We start from the raw sequence: 18,591 nt of genomic DNA, 5'->3' as shown, positions 1-18,591 counted from the left end.
GGTAAGGCCTGTCGCAGATGAAGCAGGTATCAGAACCAGGTTTCCATCTGTATACCGTATTGCCACACACCGCCGGCGTTGAAGTCCGACTTGCCGAAGTTGTCTGTGGAACTGTATCGGTCCAGGTCCGAGGACCAGTTCATGACGCTGGCGAACACGCGCAATTCGGGACGTGTGAGCAGGTCTCCAAAGTCAGGCTTGAATGTCGGAGCAATCGTGAATTTCCAGAAGTTACCGTCGACTGCATTACGTTGCATATAGCCCTTGGGATCGAGGTCCATGGTTTGCCAGCTCATTTCGTAGGCCATCTCGAAATTGCTGTTGATTTCATTGGCCAACCGCACGTTCAGGGTCATCCAGCGGTAGTCGTCACCTTTGACGTACCTGTCCTTGCTCTGTTCGGCCAACAAGCTGGGGCCGATGCGCCAGCCGGGAGCAATGGGTGTCTCACCATAAAGCGCCAGACGCAGCGCGCGGGCATCGTCGATCAGTTCGCCATCCGAGCCGATGTTCTTGACCTCTGCCCCCAGACCCTGCCCATAGAGCAGTGCCGTTTTGAAGAAGCCTTCCCTGCCGAAAAAGTTTTTCTGGTGATTGGCCACCATGCTGTGCAAGCCGGAATCCGCAGGCGTCAGGCCCGCTTCATTGCTGCGGGTGCCAAAGTCGTTTTTCTTTGAGCCAATGCCATTGAACATCCACTGCCACTGACCATTATCAAAGAACTGGTTGGAGGTCAGGATGTAGCTTTCCACATCGGCATTGACACCGCCCTCACTGAAATCCCCGTAGTTACGCCCGATCAAGGAGTAGTTCGAGCGCCAATCCTTGTTCATCTGCACATCGTAGATGCCACCCCCGGTGCCGGCCAGAAAGATGACATCCGAGTCCAGCCAGTGGATATCGAAGTTATCTCTGTCGAATCGTTTGCCTGCCCACAGGGTGGAATTCTCGAACACTGAGTTGCCCTTGAAAGCGGCGAGATGGTCGAGTTCGGTAAAGACCTGACGCACGTTCAGGTTACTTTCTTCGGCCGTCCAGTCATTGGAACTCTCCACACCGTCGGCGATGGACACCGTGAATTTGGAACGGGTGCCGTTCTGCGCATAGATTTCTTTCGACAGGTCTATACGCATGTAGGTGTCGTCTTCGTTACCGAGTCGCCCGACGGCACCACCGACTGAACCGGCCGGGGTTGTATAAGGGCCGCCACGACCACCACCCAGCCCATCGTTGATCAGCAATCCGGAGCGGGCGTAGCCCTTGAAGCTGAAGCCGTCAGTCAGGTGTCCGTTACTGTTCTGCTTTTCCATGCTTTGCTGACGGGCTTCGAGTTTTGCCAGCCGGGTGTCCAAAGCAGGCGCCGAAATGGCTGTTGCAGTGGACGCAGCCGGCTGCAAGGCGGGAGTAGCAAGTTTGATCTGCTGCAATTCTCTGGCAAGTGCCTGGGTTTGCTGTTCAGCGGCGGCTGCACGTTTTTCCGCGGCGCTGGCACGGGCTTCAAACGCGGCCATGCGCTCTTCCAGAGTCGCGGCCTGAGAGGTGGCCGCCGAGGTGCCGAGTACGCCTGCGAGTAGCCAGCTTGATGCTTTCTGCATGGGGGATTTCCTGTTTTGTTTTTATTTTTCTGTCCTGCGACCGGCCTTTTTTTCGTGAATTGTTAATTGTCAAAATCCACCAAAAAAAGGATGCCTCATCGCAAATACGCTGCTACATTTGGCGATGTTAACGTTAACTTTTCTAAAAACAAAAATAAAGAGGGCTTTATGAAACAGCTCAAATCACTCCTTCCAGCAGCACTGCTCACCCTGTTTGCCGGGCTTCCATCCCTCTCGAGCGCAGCCAATCTGACGATCTCGTGCGGGGCCGTGGGTGCCGAATTACAACTGTGCAAGGAGGCTGTCGACGCATGGTCGAAACAGACCGGCAACCACGTCGAGGTGGTTTCCACGCCTAACTCGGCGACCGAGAGGTTGTCGTTCTACCAACAGATCCTCAGTGCGCAGTCCAGCGACATCGACATCATTCAAATCGATATGGTGTGGCCGGGGATGCTGGCCAAACACCTGATGGATTTGCGCGAGGTGCTTGCGACCAACGCGACCCAAGGCTACTTCCAGGCACAGGTGGATAACGCCACGGTGAACGGACGGCTGGTGACCATGCCGTGGTTCACCGACTCGGGTCTGCTGTACTACCGCAAGGACTTGCTTGAGAAGTACAACCAGCAGGTTCCCCAGACCTGGGAGGAAATGACCGCTACCGCCAGAAATATTCAGCAGGCCGAGCGCACTGCCGGTAATCCCAATGCGTGGGGGTACATCTTTCAGGGGCGCGCCTACGAAGGCCTGACGTGTAATGCGCTGGAGTGGATCAGCAGCCAACCGGAAGGCGGCCTGGTCAATTCGCGAGGCGACATCGTGGTCAACAGTCAGGCTTCAAGAACGGCTTTGACCTTGGCGAAAAGTTGGGTCGGAGACATCTCCCCACGGGGCGTGCTCAATTACACAGAGGAAGAAGGACGTGGCGTATTCCAATCGGGAAATGCGCTGTTCATGCGTAACTGGCCGTATGTCTGGGCCCTGGTACAAAGCCAGGACAGTGCAGTAAAAGACAAGGTCGGGGTCGCTCCCCTGCCCCGCGGCGGCGAGACCGGCAGCCATGCATCCACCCTCGGTGGCTGGGGCCTGGCGGTATCGCGTTACAGCGCCCATCCAAAACTTGCCGCAGAGCTGGTGAGCTACCTGACCAGTGCCCAAGAGCAAAAACGTCGTGCCCTGATAGGCGCCTATAACCCGGTTATCGAGTCGCTGTATCAAGACCCCGAATTGCTCGCGGCAATGCCTTATTACGCTCAGCTGCACAGCATTCTCAACGATGGGGTAATGCGCCCCGCTGCCATCACCGCCGATCGCTATCCACGGGTCTCCAATGCGTTCTTCGATCGAGTGCATGGCGTGCTGGCGGGCGAGCTACCGGTCGATCAGGCACTGGCCGATCTGGAAAGCGAACTCACGCGCATCAAACGCCGGAACTGGTAAGCCACAAGGAAGGAAATCACCATGTCTGTCTCTTCTACCCATGCCCCCTGTGACGAGCTGCTGCTCACCAGGGAAACGCCCGTGCAACGTCGCCGAGTGCGCGCTGCCTGGCTGTTTCTGACGCCGATGTTGCTGTGTCTGGCCCTGGTGGCGGCCTGGCCGCTACTGCGCACATTCTGGTTCAGCCTGACCGACGCCAACCTGGCGGACACCGGTGGCGGAACCTTCATAGGCTTGAGCAATTATCTGTTTCACAACGGTTCCAGCTGGTCGGGCATTTTGGTCGATCCACAGTGGTGGAACGCGGTGCGCAACACCTTGCATTTCACCGTGGTGTCGGTGGGGCTGGAAGTCGTACTGGGATTGCTGGTGGCGTTGCTGCTCAACATCAAGTTCACCGGCCGCTCTCTGGTGCGTGCGTTGATTCTGATTCCCTGGGCCATTCCGACCATTGTCTCGGCGAAGATCTGGTCATGGATGCTTAACGACCAGTTCGGCATCATCAATCACCTGATGCTGAGCCTCGGCCTGATTGACGCGCCCCTGGCCTGGACGGCAGATGCGGATCTGTCGATGTGGGCGGTGATCATTGTCGACGTCTGGAAGACCGTGCCTTTTGTCACGCTGCTGATGCTGGCGGCCTTGCAGATGTTGCCGAGCGATTGCTACGAAGCCGCCAGGGTCGATGGCATTCACCCGTTGAAAGTGTTCTGGCGTGTCACCCTTCCCCTGCTGATGCCCGCTTTGCTGGTGGCGGCGATCTTTCGCATCCTCGACTCGCTGCGGGTATTCGACGTGATCTATGTGCTGACCTCGAACTCGTCGAGCACCATGAGTATGTCGGTGTATGCCCGCCAGCATCTGGTGGAGTTTCAGGACGTTGGTTACGGCAGCGCGGCCTCGACGCTGTTGTTTCTGGTGGTTGCGGTGATCGCCATGCTCTATCTCTACCTCGGACGCCGTCAACTGGAGGTCCGCTCATGAGCCCTCGCCTACTGAAAAAAGCGCTGTTGCGCCTCGGATTCTGGTGCCTGATCGGGGTGTTGCTGCTGTATGCGGTCTTCCCTTTCTACTACGCCATCGTGACGTCGCTGAAGCCGTCCAGCGCCTTGTTCGAGGTGAGCTACTGGATCGAAAACCCCGACTTCTCCAACTATACGGCGGTGCTCAATCAAGCCTCATTCCTGCGGGCGATCGGCAACTCGCTGGTGGTTGCGCTGAGCGTGGTGACACTGGCGTTGTTCCTCAGCCTGACCGCCGCCTATGCCTTGGGCCGGGTGAAGTTTCGTGGTCGCGGCACGGTGCTGATGATGGTACTTGGGGTGTCGATGTTTCCCCAGGTTGCGGTGCTGTCGGGGCTGTTCGAAGTGATCCGCGCGCTGGGTCTGTACAACACGTCTTGGGCATTGATCCTGAGCTACACGATTTTCACCCTGCCCTTCACCGTCTGGGTGCTGACCACGTTCATGGGCCAACTGCCCCATGAGCTGGAAGAAGCGGCAATCATGGATGGCGCTTCACCCTGGGTCACGCTGACCCGGGTGCTGTTGCCACTGCTCTGGCCCGCACTGGTCACCACTGGCCTGTTGGCTTTCATCGCAGCCTGGAACGAGTTCCTGTTTGCCCTGACCTTCACCCTCACCGACACGCAACGCACGGTGCCGGTCGCCATCGCCCTGATTTCCGGCGGCAGTCCCCATGAGTTGCCTTGGGGGCTGCTGATGGCCGCATCGGTGGTGGTCACCGTCCCCCTGGTGATTCTGGTGCTGATCTTCCAGCGCCGAATCGTTTCCGGTCTGACTGCCGGCGCGTTAAAGGGTTGATGCCCGACAACTACAAGGAACAGCATCGTGATCAAATTGAAACTGGACAACGTCAACAAACAATTGGGCGGCATGCGCATTCTTCGCGACGTCAGCCTGGACATCGCGGCGGGTGAGTTCGTGGTGTTCGTCGGCCCTTCGGGCTGCGGAAAATCGACCCTGCTGCGACTGATCGCCGGACTGGATTCGATCTGCGCCGGCGACCTGCTGATCGACGGGCGTCGGGTCAACGACCTGGAGCCGCGCGAACGTGGTGTCGGCATGGTGTTTCAGTCTTATGCGCTGTACCCGCACATGAGCGTCTACGACAACATCAGTTTTGGTCTCAAACTGGCCAAGACGGAAAAGACCAGCCTGCGCGAGCGCGTGCTGAAAACGGCGAAAATCCTTCAATTGGACAACCTGCTGCAACGCAAGCCAAAGGAACTGTCCGGTGGGCAGCGTCAGCGTGTGGCCATGGGCAGGGCCATGGCGCGGGAACCGGACATTTTGTTGTTCGATGAGCCGCTTTCCAACCTGGACGCCTCCTTGCGGGTGCAGATGCGCAACGAAATCGCCCGACTGCATGATCGACTCGGCTCGACCATGATCTACGTCACCCACGATCAGGTTGAAGCGATGACCCTGGCCGACAAAATTGTCGTGCTCAATGGCGGTCGCGTCGAGCAGGTCGGTTCACCGCGCGAACTCTATGAACGCCCGGCCAGCCGTTTTGTCGCCGGTTTTCTCGGTTCACCCAGAATGAATTTTCTGTCGGCGCGCCTGCAGGCACCAGGTGAAACCAGCCTGGTCGATACCCTCGTATGGGGCATCACGTCCCTGCCCTTCGACAGCTCGAACCTGGCGGCCGGCACGACGCTGAGCCTGGGGATTCGCCCGGAGCACATGTCGCTCACGGCGGCGGATGGAGCCGCCGGCGTCGTCGTGACCGCCGTCGAATACCTGGGCAGCGAAACCTATGTGCACCTCGATACCGGTCACGACGAGCCCATGATCTGTCGTTGCGAGGTCAACGCCGGATGGCAGGCGGGCGATCGGGTCGAGCTGCAACTGGACATCGGCAACCTGCACTTGTTCGACGCCGATGGCACCGCCTTGAAACGCCACACCATTGAAACCCTGCCCGAGGGCGTCCCTCTGCGCTCGGCACGAGCAAGCGCCCTATGACTGTGTATTTGAATCCCATGAATGACCCAATGTCTTGCGCCCTTGACCTTGCGCAGTGTGCGCTGAGTGACGGCCTGTCTCGCGTCATCCACGATTATCGACCCGGTTATCATCTTGCCCCTCCAGCGGGCTGGATGAACGACCCTAACGGGGTGGTGTTCTTTCGTGGCGAATACCACGTGTTCTATCAACACCACCCCTTCGACGCGAAATGGGGCCCTATGTATTGGGGGCATGCCAAGAGTGCCGATCTGGTCCATTGGCAGCATCTGCCCATTGCTCTGGCGCCCGGCGATGATTTCGACCGCGACGGTTGTTTTTCCGGTAGCGCGGTGGTGTGTGGCGATACTTTGGCACTGATCTACACCGGGCACACCTGGCTGGGGGACGTGGGTGACGAGCGCTCGATCCGCCAAGTCCAGTGTCTGGCCACCAGTACCGACGGTATCCGGTTCGTCAAGCATGGCGCCGTCATCGACACCGCACCGCAAGACACGATCATGCACTTTCGCGATCCCAAGGTATGGCAGGAGGATGACGGCTGGTACCTGATTGCCGGCGCACGTCTGGGCGATGTGCCGCTGCTCCCGCTGTACCGTTCCACGGATCTGCACGCCTGGGAGTTCCTCGACTATGTGTCCAGCGGCAGCGCGGGCGACGGCTATATGTGGGAGTGCCCGGATCTGTTTCGCCTGAACGGACGCGATGTGCTGCTCTACTCCCCCCCCAGGGCATGCAACCCCGAGGGTTACGAGCGGCTCAACAAGTACCAGACCGGTTATCGAGTGGGCCGACTCGACAGCGAGTGGCACTTCACCGGCGGGCCTTTTATCGAGCTGGATAACGGCCACGATTTCTATGCCGCGCAAACGCTCCTGGCCGCCGATGGTCGGCGCCTTGTGTGGGCATGGCTCGACATGTGGGAAAGCCCGATGCCGAGCCAGGCCCATCACTGGTGCGGCATGCTCGGTTTGCCGCGCGAACTAGAACTGCATGCAGATCGCCTTTGCGTGTATCCGGCACGGGAGCTCACCGCTCTGCGCATGGCGCCATTGCCGGGCACGCCCTGGTGGGATGAATCGGGAACCCGGTGCGTGCCGCAAGTGAATGGCGACATGCTCGAAATCCATGTGCATCTGGATTTACGCGACTGCACCGACGGCCACCTGGGAATCGCCTTGCGTTGCAGCGACGATGACCGTGAAGAAACCCTGCTTTACTACGATGCATTGCTGCAGCGTCTGGTGCTGGACCGCAGCCGCTCGGGTGCGCAAGTCACCGGTCAGCGCAGCGTGTCGATAGACCCGACACAAGAGCGCCTGGAACTGCGCGTATTTCTCGATCGCTCGTCCATCGAGGTGTTCGACGAAAACGGGCGCTTCAGCTTCAGCAGTCGCCTTTATCCGCGGCCTGACAGCCTGGGGGTGAAACTGTTTGCCAGCGGGAGTGGCGGACGCGTCTCCATTCCCAAGGCATGGCCTCTGGCCTCGGGATGGCTATGAGCGGCGTCATTCGAGTCGCGAGAAACCCGGACCCTGTGTCATGATCCTGCGTCAACCTGACCGGCCTCGCCTCGCATGACTTCAGTGAAAGACGTTGCACAGCTGGCCGGCGTGTCCCTGATGACGGTTTCTCGAGCGCTCAACAATCCGGAAAAACTGAGCCCCGAAACCCTTCAGCGGGTGCGTCGCGCCATTGACGAACTGCAGTTCGTACCCAGCCTGTCGGCGCGCAAGATGCGCGGCGACAACCTCCAGTCGCGAACCATCGGTGTGTTCGCGCTGGACACCGCGACCACACCGTTCGCGGTCGAGCTGCTGCTGTCCATCGAACAGACCGCGCAGCAAGCCGGCTGGAATGTATTTATCCTCAACCTGTTGAACAACCCGCCCACCGACCAGAACATCGACCTGATGTTGTCGCACCGTCCCGACGGGTTGATCTTCAGCGCCATGGGGTTTCGCCATGTGAGCATTCCCGAGCGCTTGAAGAGCAAACCCCTGGTACTCGCCAATTGCCTGGCAGATGACAGTCGCTTGGTGAGCTATGTGCCAGACGATGAAATGGGACAATATCGAGCGGTACACCACGCGTTGAGCCAAGGCTATCGGCGCCCTCTGTGTATCAATCTGCCCAAACAGAGTCTGGCCTGGGGCCTGCGGCAAAAAGGCCTGCAGCGTGCCTGTCAGGCATTCGGCCTGGCGCCTGACGCACTCCTGCAATACGACCTTTCCGATCATGACGCCTATGGTGAAACCGCAGCCATCCTCGACCGACACATTATTGAAGGTCGCCCCCAATTCGATATTCTGATCTGCGGCAACGACCGCATTGCCTTTTGTGCCTATCAGCTGTTGTTGAGCCGTGGTCTGAAAATTCCCGACGACGTCGCCGTGCTCGGCTACGACAACATGATCGGCATCGCCGAACTGTTCATCCCGCCCCTGACCACGGTGCAATTGCCGTACTACGAGATCGGTCGCAATGCGGCCCGGCACCTGATCGAAGCCCTGGAGGTCTCGGGAGCCCAGCCGGTTGATTGTCCGTTGGTGGTCAGAACGTCATTGTGAGCCATCAAAACCCTTTACCGAGGGGGCAAGCCTCTCGGTAAAGGGCTGAGTGATTACTTGGGTGGCACGAAGTTATCCAGCATTCGATTCACCGCCAGTTCCGCCAGCATGATGACCTGCTGAAGCGCCAGCAGGGTATTGCGGTGGGTGCCCTCCACCAATGCAGCGATGTCGCTGGCCATGACACTGGCCGACGCCAGGTTCTCGCACGTTTGAACCAGCAAGGCTTCATGGCCGACATCCGGCGCAACCATGTACAGGGTGCTGGGTTTGCGTGGGGTGTTGTTCATGATCGCTGCCGGGTTGAGGTAGAAATCGAGGGCGCGCTCGGCGGCTTCGTTGAGTTTTTTCGAGTCGAGGGATTCGTACGGGGATGCCGGATCGGTGTCCGGTGGGTTGGGTGTCACTTTGAACATAGTAGAAACTCCGATGCTTCTTAAAAGGAGCCAACACCATCTCGCTACCAAACGGAGGGTGGCGGCCATACGAAGGTTGGTAGACCGGGCATCGGAACCGGCGCTCCCGAAGGAGCCCTGCGCATGGCCACCATAAAACGCAGCCCTAAGAAAGGACCGAAGGTGACGCTATGCGTCGATGCTGAGGGTCTACCAAACCCCATCGCTGTTTTTCAGCGACAGGGAAACGATAGAGCCCGGGCCATCGGCGCACAAGCCGGCGGATTCTGGCTTAACCGTAGGCAACGGCGCAAGGTCTTGTAGCCCTTCGGGAAGTAACACGGAGTGTCGTTAAACATGCATCGTTAAACGCGAGGAAGTTTCAAAAAACCAACGGAAACGACGCCACTCCTTCGCACCATCCCGTCTCCCCCCTCCAAGTAGTCTGAAACTCCCAGCCCGCCTAGGAGTATTGGCCGATGCGCAATCCCTGGCGCTTAGCCATAGTTGCGACCAAAGGTCCAACGGTCAGGCCTCGATGACCGCAACTGCCCAGGAAAAAGTCATGACTATTGAGCAAGATTCCTTGATTACGGCCAGCGCTCTGACCGTCGTAGCGACCGGCGAGGACGTTTCGCTGGACGAAACGACCGGGTTGCAGAACGCCACCGCCACGCCAGGCGCTACGGAAGACGCTAACGACAACGATACGGCGCTACCCCTGCCCTCGGCCTTCTCTACCCGTTTGACCGCCCTTGGGGCAGGTACCGCAATGGATGCGGCCTTGAGTGGCTATACCGGTGCCGTGGGCAATACGGGCAGCAATGCGTTCACCATCAGCGGCGCAACAAGCGCTACCGATGTCAGCTTCGTCGACAGCAATGGCGCACCACTCAATGGCCTGGACAGCGGACTGGATACCCTCGATGGCACCAGCATCCTTCTCTATACGGACACGAACAACAACATCCTTCTGGGCCGAGCCGGGAGCTCAACCGGCGCGATCGTGTTCGCTGCCTATATTGAAGAAACCGGATCGCCGGTCACAGGCGGCAAGATCTGGACCGTGGAGTACCAACCGCTCAGCAATCCAGATGCTACGGACCCCGATGATCCGGTCGACCTGGAGGATTTGGTTTTCGTCGGAGCGAGTCAGAACCTGGAATTCAGTCTCGATAAGGCGCCCTCCGGTCAGAACCTCTTCCTGATGTTCACGACAGCGACCCCAGCAACTGAAACGGTCAATGGTGTCGTGCGGATCACGGATCCCGCCGTTATTGCCACCGGCAAGTTACCGGCGAATCAGTCCGGGCTTGACCCCAACGACCCGGGCGACGACATCAATATAACGACTGGCGACACGATCAATACCAGCCAGGCGGGTGGGCCGACCACCTTCGGTACCAACAACCAGATGATTACGGAACAGGAAGGCATCCGTTTTTCGTTCGTCACCGGTGCCAGGCAGGATGTGACCATTCCCAACCTGGATCAGAACGAAGCCGATCTTGAATCCAACATCGACTACACCGGCGTGGTCAATGTGAAGACGGTCAGCTTCGACGTCGTGCAGTTGCAAAGCGGCAAGAGTGCTGTCGTAAAAATCAGCGCATTCACCACCGCTGTTGAATCTGGCACGCAATTTATCGACGGATATGCGAATGATACGAAGGTTGACATCGTCAATGTTCGCGTCCTCAACAGCGCCGGGACGGTGCTCGAGAATTCAGACGGATCGGTGAATGACACGACCATTGGCATCACCTTCACTAATGGGGTTGCAACCCTCACCGGTATTAAAGCCGGCTACCTGATTGAATACACCACAACGGCGGATCACAACCGTGTGCTCGTCGAGAACGGGGCGGCCCTCGACGCCAAGGGCAATAACCACGCCGATTTTGATATCGATGGCCTCCACCTGTTCCAAGCCTCTATTACGAAAGCCGAAATCGGTTCTCAGATGATCTTCGAAGACGACGGGCCGGCGGCGGCCGGGACCGCCGTGGCGGGAACCGTCGACGAGGACGGCCTGACCAACGGCATTGCCGGTGGTACGGGCGACGTGACTGGCGAGGCGACCACCGCCAGCGGCAGCGTGACCGGCATCTTCCAGTCCGGCGTCGACACGCCGCTGACCTTTGCCTTGTCGAGTGACACCAGCGGCTTGCCGGCGCTGAGCTCGGGCGGAGTGGCGCTGGTGTACAGCGTCGCGGGCAACACACTCACCGCCAAGGCCGGCGCGACCGACGTGTTCACCTTCAGCCTCACCACAGCGGGTGCCTACACCTTTACCCTGCTCAAGCCGCTGGATCACGCGGCAGGCAACAACGAAAACGACATCACCATCAACCTGGGCTCGCTGCTGCAAGCCACCGACAAGGACGGCGACACGGTGACGGCCGCGGCCGAGAAACTGGTTATCACCGTCGACGACGACACGCCGACCGCGACCGGGACCGCCGTGACGGGAACCGTCGACGAGGACGGCCTGACCAACGGCATTGCCGGTGGTACGGGCGACGTGGCTGGCGAGGCGACCACCGCCAGCGGCAGCGTGACCGGCATCTTCCAGTCCGGCGCCGACACGCCGCTGACCTATGCCTTGTTGAGTGACACCAGCGGCTTGCCGGCGCTGAGCTCTGGCGGGGTGGCGCTGGTGTACAGCGTCGCGGGCGACACACTCACCGCCAAGGCCGGCGCGACCGACGTGTTTACCTTCAGCCTCACCACAGCGGGTGCCTACACCTTCACGCTGCTCAAGCCGCTGGATCACGCGGCAGGCAACAACGAAAACGACATCACCATCAACCTGGGCTCGCTGCTGCAAGCCACCGACAAGGACGGCGACACGGTAACCGCCGCAGCCGAGAAGCTGGTCATCACCGTCGATGACGACACGCCGACCGCGACCGGGACCGCCGTGACGGGAACCGTCGACGAGGACGGCCTGACCAACGGCATTGCCGGTGGTACGGGCGACGTGGCTGGCGAGGCGACCACCGCCAGCGGCAGCGTGACCGGCATCTTCCAGTCCGGCGCCGACACGCCGCTGACCTATGCCTTGTCGAGCGACACCAGCGGCTTGCCGGCGCTGAGCTCTGGCGGGGTGGCGCTGGTGTACAGCGTCGCGGGCAATACACTCACCGCCAAGGCTGGCGCGACCGACGTGTTCACCTTCAGCCTCACCGCAGCGGGTGCCTACACCTTCACGCTGCTCAAGCCGCTGGATCACGCCGCAGGCAACAACGAAAACGACATCACCATCAACCTGGGCTCGCTGCTGCAAGCCACCGACAAGGACGGCGACACGGTGACGGCCGCGGCCGAGAAACTGGTTATCACCGTCGACGACGACACGCCGACCGCGACCGGGACCGCCGTGACGGGAACCGTCGACGAGGACGGCCTGACCAACGGCATTGCCGGTGGTACGGGCGACGTGGCTGGCGAGGCGACCACCGCCAGCGGCAGCGTGACCGGCATCTTCCAGTCCGGCGCCGACACGCCGCTGACCTATGCCTTGTCGAGTGACACCAGCGGCTTGCCGGCGCTGAGCTCTGGCGGGGTGGCGCTGGTGTACAGCGTCGCGGGCGACACACTCACCGCCAAGGCCGGCGCGACCGACGTGTTTACCTTCAGCCTCACCACAGCGGGTGCCTACACCTTTACCCTGCTCAAGCCGCTGGATCACGCCGCAGGCAACAACGAAAACGACATCACCATCAACCTGGGCTCGCTGCTGCAAGCCACCGACAAGGACGGCGACACGGTAACCGCCGCGGCCGAGAAACTGGTTATCACCGTCGACGACGACACGCCGACCGCGACCGGGACCGCCGTGACGGGAACCGTCGACGAGGACGGCCTGACCAACGGCATTGCCGGTGGTACGGGCGACGTGGCTGGCGAGGCGACCACCGCCAGCGGCAGCGTGACCGGCATCTTCCAGTCCGGCGCCGACACGCCGCTGACCTATGCCTTGTCGAGTGACACCAGCGGCTTGCCGGCGCTGAGCTCTGGCGGGGTGGCGCTGGTGTACAGCGTCGCGGGCGACACACTCACCGCCAAGGCCGGCGCGACCGACGTGTTTACCTTCAGCCTCACCACAGCGGGTGCCTACACCTTCACCCTGCTCAAGCCGCTGGATCACGCGGCAGGCAACAACGAAAACGACATCACCATCAACCTGGGCTCGCTGCTGCAAGCCACCGACAAGGACGGCGACACGGTGACGGCCGCGGCCGAGAAACTGGTTATCACCGTCGACGACGACACGCCGACCGCGACCGGGACCGCCGTGACGGGAACCGTCGACGAGGATGGCCTGACCAACGGCATTGCCGGCGGTACGGGCGACGTGGCTGGCGAGGCGACCACCGCCAGCGGCAGCGTGACCGGCATCTTCCAGTCCGGTGCCGACACGCCGCTGACCTATGCCTTGTCGAGCGACACCAGCGGCTTGCCGGCGCTGAGCTCTGGCGGGGTGGCGCTGGTGTACAGCGTCGCGGGCAATACACTCACCGCCAAGGCTGGCGCGACCGATGTGTTCACCTTCAGCCTCACCACAGCGGGTGCCTACACCTTCACGCTGCTCAAGCCGCTGGATCACGCCGCAGGCAACAACGAGAACGACATCACCATCAACCTGGGCTCGCTGCTGCAAGCCACCGACAAGGACGGCGACACGGTAACCGCCGCGGCCGAGAAGCTGGTCATCACCGTCGATGACGACACGCCGACCGCGACCGGGACCGCCGTGACGGGAACCGTCGACGAGGACGGCCTGACCAACGGCATTGCCGGTGGTACGGGCGACGTGGCTGGCGAGGCGACCACCGCCAGCGGCAGCGTGACCGGCATCTTCCAGTCCGGCGCCGACACGCCGCTGACCTTTGCCTTGTCGAGTGACCCAGCGGCTTGCCGGCGGCTGAGCTCTGCGCGGGGTGGCGCTGGTGTACAGCGTCGCGGGCACACTCACCGCCAAGGCCGGCGCGACCGACGTGTTTACCTTCAGCCTCACCACAGCGGGTGCCTACACCTTCACGCTGCTCAAGCCGCTGGATCACGCCGCAGGCAACAACGAGAACGACATCACCATCAACCTGGGCTCGCTGCTGCAAGCCACCGACAAGGACGGCGACACGGTAACGGCCGCAGCCGAGAAGCTGGTCATCACCGTCGATGACGACACGCCCGTTATAGAGACACCCCCTGTGCAGGATGTCGATCCCGATTTGGGTGCGACGTCATGGACCTTTTCGGGTGACTTCGCCTACTCGATAGGTGCGGACCAGCGCGGGCCGACCTACTCTTCGGCAGCGGACAGTGATTTTGCCGAACTCTCCCTCTCTGGTTCGGCGAACGATGTTGCGATCGTTGATCCAACGGTCACCTGGGATTCAGAGAGTCTCACCGGTGCCACGTTTAACGTGTCGTTCAAATACGATCACGATCGCAATGCTGGCACCGATCCTGAACTGGTGGAAGGCACGCTGGTGTTTGACAAAGTCAATGACACCTATACGTTCGAGATAGATGCGCTGCAAACGACGCAAGACGTCACGCTGGGCGAAGGCACTGGATACGAAACGTATGACGTGGATGGTACGGAGCCTTCCAGTGGCCCATCACCTGTGGCCACCGGGAAGCTTGGGGAAGGCTTCTTCATCCAGATCACGGGCTTCGAGGCACCACTTACTGCCGGCGGCAATACTGTTGTGACGGCGGGTGAGCTTGTGAGCGGCACGCAGGCCCCTGTAACCTTGTCCAGCACTGCTCTGGGCGTCTCCGGAAATACGATCCAGGCAGGTGAAGCGGCCAACATCAATTTCTTCGAGACTGATCCGAAAGGAGATCTGGGCGCCGAGAATTTTAGTTTCGCGACCGATTTCTTTATCAAGTTCGATGGATACGAGACTGAAAGCGATGATCTTTTGCTTATCGTCAGTCTTGCTGATGCAAATGATTCCTCCATCACTACAACACGTGCCATCTACGTCGACCAAGGCGATGTGTACGAGAACGATACGAACAACTCCGATCTTGTTGGAACCAAGTACGAGGCCCTTATCGTCAACGACCCAGCCGATCCGAACGACCCGTTCCTGGACAATAATGATGCTCTGTTGATTGTTGAAAGCAATGACTTCAACATTCAGACCGGTGATAACTGGCTCATCAAGGGTATTCAGATTCTTTCGAATGATGCTGGCCTTACGGGCAGCGCGATAAATCTGAATCGCAATGTCGGTGACGATGGCGCAAGCAGCACTTCCGCACAGCCGGTCAGTGGTCTCGTCGGGCCTGGAAACACGATTGCGGAGGATACGAGTACGAATCCGCTGAAGATCATCGATGCTGGTTTCTCCACCACCACGACTGTACCAGCGACCCTTGATCTAACGCTGGATTTCAAGGTCGTCGATGCAGATAGCGATTTCACCGATGTCCAGACGATTGATATCGAAAATCCTGTCGTGGTCGAACTGGTGGGAGTAACTAACCTGGCACCGACAGATCTTGTGCTTTGATCACTAAGGAAGTCTGAAAACCGCTGCAGGTACACGGCCTGGCTCCCGCAAGGGGCCAGGCCGTTTTTTATTGGGCCACTGCGGTCCCTAAGCCAAGGCCGGACGAGCCTTGCGGCATGTCCTCATTCACAAACGGAATAGGCGGCACCATTCCTTCACGCCCTCGTGCTGTTCCCCCATCCAAGTAGCCTGAAACTCCCATTCCGCTTGGGAGTATCGGCCGATGCGCAATACCCGGCCCATGCCCATAGTTCGGGCAATGGTCAACGGTCAGGCCTCGATGACCGCAATTGCTCGGGAGAAAAATCATGGCTATTGGAATCACCGGCGTGAACGTTTCGCTGGACGAAACGGCCGGATTGCAGAACGCCACCGCCACGCCATCCCCAGCGGGAGACGCTGACGACAACGACATTCTGGTGGCCTCCCTGCCCTCGGCCTTCGCTACCCGTTTGACCGCACTGGGCGCAGGTACCGCAACAGGTGCAGCCTTGAGTGGCTATACCGGTGCCGCGGGCAACACGGGCAGCGATGCCTTCACCATCACCCCTGACCCCGGAGCCAGCATTACCGATATCAGCTTCGTCGACAGCGCTGGCGCCCCCCTCAATGGCCTGGACAGCGGACTGGACACCCTCGATGGCACCAGCATCCTTCTCTATACGGACACGAACAACAACATCCTTCTGGGCCGAGCCGGAAGCGCAACCGGCGCGATCGTGTTCGCGGCCTATATCGAAGAAACCGGATCGCCGGCCACCGGCGGCAAGATCTGGACCGTGGAGTACCAACCGCTCAAGCATCCAGATGCTACGAACGCCGATGATTCGCTCAATCTGCTGAATAAGGTATTCGTCGGAACCAGTCAGGACCTGGAATTCAGTCTGGCCAATGCGCCCTCCGGTCAGAACCTCTTCCTGATGTTCACGACGGCGAACCCGACAGTTGTCGACGTCGGTGGTGTCTTGCGGATCACGGATCCCACCATCATCGCCACCGGCAAGGATCCAGCGAATCAGTCAACGGGTGTCAATATAACGACCGGCGACACGATCAATACCAGCCAGGCGGCTGGCCCGACCACCTTTGGCACCAACAGCCAGATGATTACGGAACAGGAGGGCATTCGTTATTCGTTCGTCACCGGTGCCAGGCAGGATGTGACCATTCCCAACCTGGATCAGAACGAAGCAGATGTTGAAGCCAACATCGACTTTACCGACGTCGTCAATGCGAAGAAGGCCAGTTTCGACGTCGTGCAGTTGCAAAGCGGCAAGAGTGCCGTCGTAAAAATCAGCGCATTCAACACCACTGCTGAGCCTGGCGTGAATTTCATCGACGGCTATACGAACGATACGCCGGTTGCCATCACCAATGTTCGCGTCATCAACATCAGCACCGGGCAGGTGATCGAGAATTCAGCCGGACCGGAGAATGATCCGGCCATTACCATCAGCTTTGATGCTAATGGGATTGCAACCATCACCGGCGTTAAAGCCGGCTACCAGATTGAATACACCACAACAGATAATCACAATCGCGTGCTCGTCGAGAACGGAGCAGCCCTCAACGCAAGGGGCAATACCCACGCCGATTTTGATATCGGTGGTTTCACGCTGCTCCAAACCGCTGTTACAACCGCCGAAATCGGCTCCAGGATGATCTTCGAAGATGACGGCCCTGCACTCGCCTTTGGCAACCTGATCGGCACCGGTAGCGTCCTGCCACAAACCGGGTATTGGAGTCATTCGGCTGGCGCCGACGGGCTGGATGCGAACGGTCTGGATATCTCGGTGAATAACCCGTTCACCCTCGTAAGGCCAGACAACACCACCACGACCGGGACCGCCACACTCACCGAGCAGTCGCCCTCACCGGACGGCAACGGCGCGTACCAATTCGCCGGGACGTTGACCGCCGATTTCGACAACAACGCCGCCACGGCGGATACCACCATCGACTACACGTTGAGCGCCTATGCCGATGGCAGCTATGTACTGGATCTGGTGCAAGGTTTCAGTTCTACGGTCGTGCTCAGCAGTGCCGACGGCTCGCTCGGTGCCGGCGGCCCGGATCCAGTGCGCACATTGTTGATTCCAGAGCAGGATCCGCCGACGATTCCTTCGCCATCTGAGGAGATTGTCTTTTTTGGTGTTAACGCAACCACTTCCTCAAGCGACATCTTTTCCGCCATCGGGCTGGGAGCGCCCGACCTCACCGAAGCGCAGGTAGAAGCCGGCGGCTTTGCATTCCTCGGCACCGCGAACATGAACGTCAGCACGTCCGGCATTGGTATTGGCAACAACAACCTGGATGGAAACACAATACCAGGCATCAATGACGCTGACCCCAATGACTCCAAATCCGTGGGTGATGAGAGTTTCGTCATCAACCCCGAGTCCTTGTTGTCGAGCATGAAAGTGTTCATCGACAACTCGGTGCAGGGGTACAACCCGGCAACGGAAGAGCTGTATTACACGATCTTCTACGCGGACGGCACCACTTCGGGTTCGCCGACGAAGGTTCTTGCCGCTGATCTGACCTCGGAGGCCGGAGGACAGACGTCCTTCGTCATCGAGAAGGCGGACGCGACGCTGATCGACGCTGTTCAGCTCACGATGGGCCTGGGCACGATCAAGATCCCGGTGATCCAGTTCATTCAGGAGACCGAAAGCCTGGCCAGTGATATCCAGCTGACGTTCAACGCGACGGTGACGGACAGGGATGGGGACTCGGCGACGAGTACGTTTGACGCCAACCTGTTCGCCAACGACTTGACCGGCACCTTCGACTACACGCTGGTGGGTACGGGCGGTGAGCGTGATGCCTTCAACGTCGATTTGTCATTCGATGAGGACCAGTACCAGGTCACCGGTTTCGATGCGGGCGCAAACCTGCGAGACACCCTGGTGCTCAACGGCGACCAGAACGCCGCTGTCCAGATCGACACCAGCGGCGCAGACAGCGTCGTGTCGGTTACCGAAACGGGCGGAGATGTCACGACCATCACCTTGGTCGGGGTTGATCTTCTGAGTAGCGACATTGTTTTTGGCAGCGCCTGAGGC

At 59.7% G+C, this 18,591-nt stretch carries 10 protein-coding genes and 1 pseudogene; 9 read left to right on the top strand and 2 right to left on the bottom strand.

All coding sequences use genetic code 11. The features are described from left to right. Positions 1 to 29: 29 nt before the first annotated feature. Entirely contained in the window at positions 30 to 1,595 is a 1,566-nt protein-coding gene (locus tag PSH65_RS14860) for a carbohydrate porin (protein WP_305426753.1), read from the bottom strand. Positions 1,596 to 1,763: 168 nt separating this feature from the next. Between PSH65_RS14860 and PSH65_RS14855 the strand changes: the two genes are divergently transcribed. The 6 genes from PSH65_RS14855 to PSH65_RS14830 all read left to right on the top strand — a co-directional run bounded on the left by PSH65_RS14855 (position 1,764) and on the right by PSH65_RS14830 (position 8,598). Continuing rightward, complete coding sequence (locus PSH65_RS14855) at positions 1,764 to 3,038, top strand: ABC transporter substrate-binding protein (protein ID WP_305426752.1); 1,275 nt, start codon at positions 1,764 to 1,766, stop codon at positions 3,036 to 3,038. 21 nt (positions 3,039 to 3,059) lie between these two features. Then, a complete protein-coding gene (locus tag PSH65_RS14850) occupies positions 3,060 to 4,022 on the top strand; it encodes a carbohydrate ABC transporter permease (protein ID WP_305426751.1) in 963 nt (320 codons plus the stop codon). After that, positions 4,019 to 4,861 (top strand): carbohydrate ABC transporter permease, encoded by an 843-nt coding sequence (locus PSH65_RS14845; RefSeq protein ID WP_305426750.1) that lies wholly within the window; start codon positions 4,019 to 4,021, stop codon positions 4,859 to 4,861. The genes PSH65_RS14850 and PSH65_RS14845 overlap by 4 nt, the downstream gene beginning before the upstream one ends. A 27-nt stretch (positions 4,862 to 4,888) precedes the next feature. After that, positions 4,889 to 6,028 carry an ABC transporter ATP-binding protein gene (locus tag PSH65_RS14840; RefSeq protein ID WP_305426749.1) on the top strand — a complete coding sequence of 380 codons (1,140 nt, stop codon included), beginning with the start codon at positions 4,889 to 4,891 and terminating at the stop codon, positions 6,026 to 6,028. Then, complete coding sequence (locus PSH65_RS14835) at positions 6,025 to 7,530, top strand: glycoside hydrolase family 32 protein (RefSeq protein WP_305426748.1); 1,506 nt, start codon at positions 6,025 to 6,027, stop codon at positions 7,528 to 7,530. The genes PSH65_RS14840 and PSH65_RS14835 overlap by 4 nt, the downstream gene beginning before the upstream one ends. Before the next feature lie 75 nt (positions 7,531 to 7,605). After that, positions 7,606 to 8,598: a LacI family DNA-binding transcriptional regulator gene (locus PSH65_RS14830; RefSeq protein ID WP_305426747.1), complete on the top strand. Its 993-nt coding sequence runs from the start codon at positions 7,606 to 7,608 to the stop codon at positions 8,596 to 8,598. Between the two features lie 53 nt (positions 8,599 to 8,651). On the opposite strand, the gene PSH65_RS14825 is transcribed toward PSH65_RS14830, so the two are convergent. After that, the gene (locus PSH65_RS14825; protein ID WP_305426746.1) at positions 8,652 to 9,014 is read right to left on the bottom strand and encodes a DUF6124 family protein; all 363 of its coding nucleotides are present in this window, start codon (positions 9,012 to 9,014) and stop codon (positions 8,652 to 8,654) included. Positions 9,015 to 9,531: 517 nt separating this feature from the next. Here PSH65_RS14825 and PSH65_RS14820 point away from each other — a divergent pair. The 3 genes and pseudogenes from PSH65_RS14820 to PSH65_RS14810 all read left to right on the top strand — a co-directional run. Next, positions 9,532 to 13,737: pseudogene (locus PSH65_RS14820) on the top strand (beta strand repeat-containing protein); the annotation flags it as partial. A 259-nt stretch (positions 13,738 to 13,996) separates the two neighbouring features. Then, on the top strand, positions 13,997 to 15,526 hold the full coding sequence (locus PSH65_RS14815; protein WP_305426745.1) for a hypothetical protein: 1,530 nt from the start codon (positions 13,997 to 13,999) through the stop codon (positions 15,524 to 15,526). 308 nt (positions 15,527 to 15,834) lie between these two features. Beyond that, complete coding sequence (locus PSH65_RS14810) at positions 15,835 to 18,588, top strand: hypothetical protein (RefSeq protein WP_305426744.1); 2,754 nt, start codon at positions 15,835 to 15,837, stop codon at positions 18,586 to 18,588. Positions 18,589 to 18,591: the final 3 nt, after the last annotated feature.

The sequence above is a fragment of the Pseudomonas sp. FP603 genome (assembly GCF_030687415.1).
GTDB classification, from domain to species: Bacteria; Pseudomonadota; Gammaproteobacteria; order Pseudomonadales; family Pseudomonadaceae; genus Aquipseudomonas; species Aquipseudomonas wuhanensis.
This window is presented reverse-complemented; position numbering and strand designations above follow the sequence as displayed.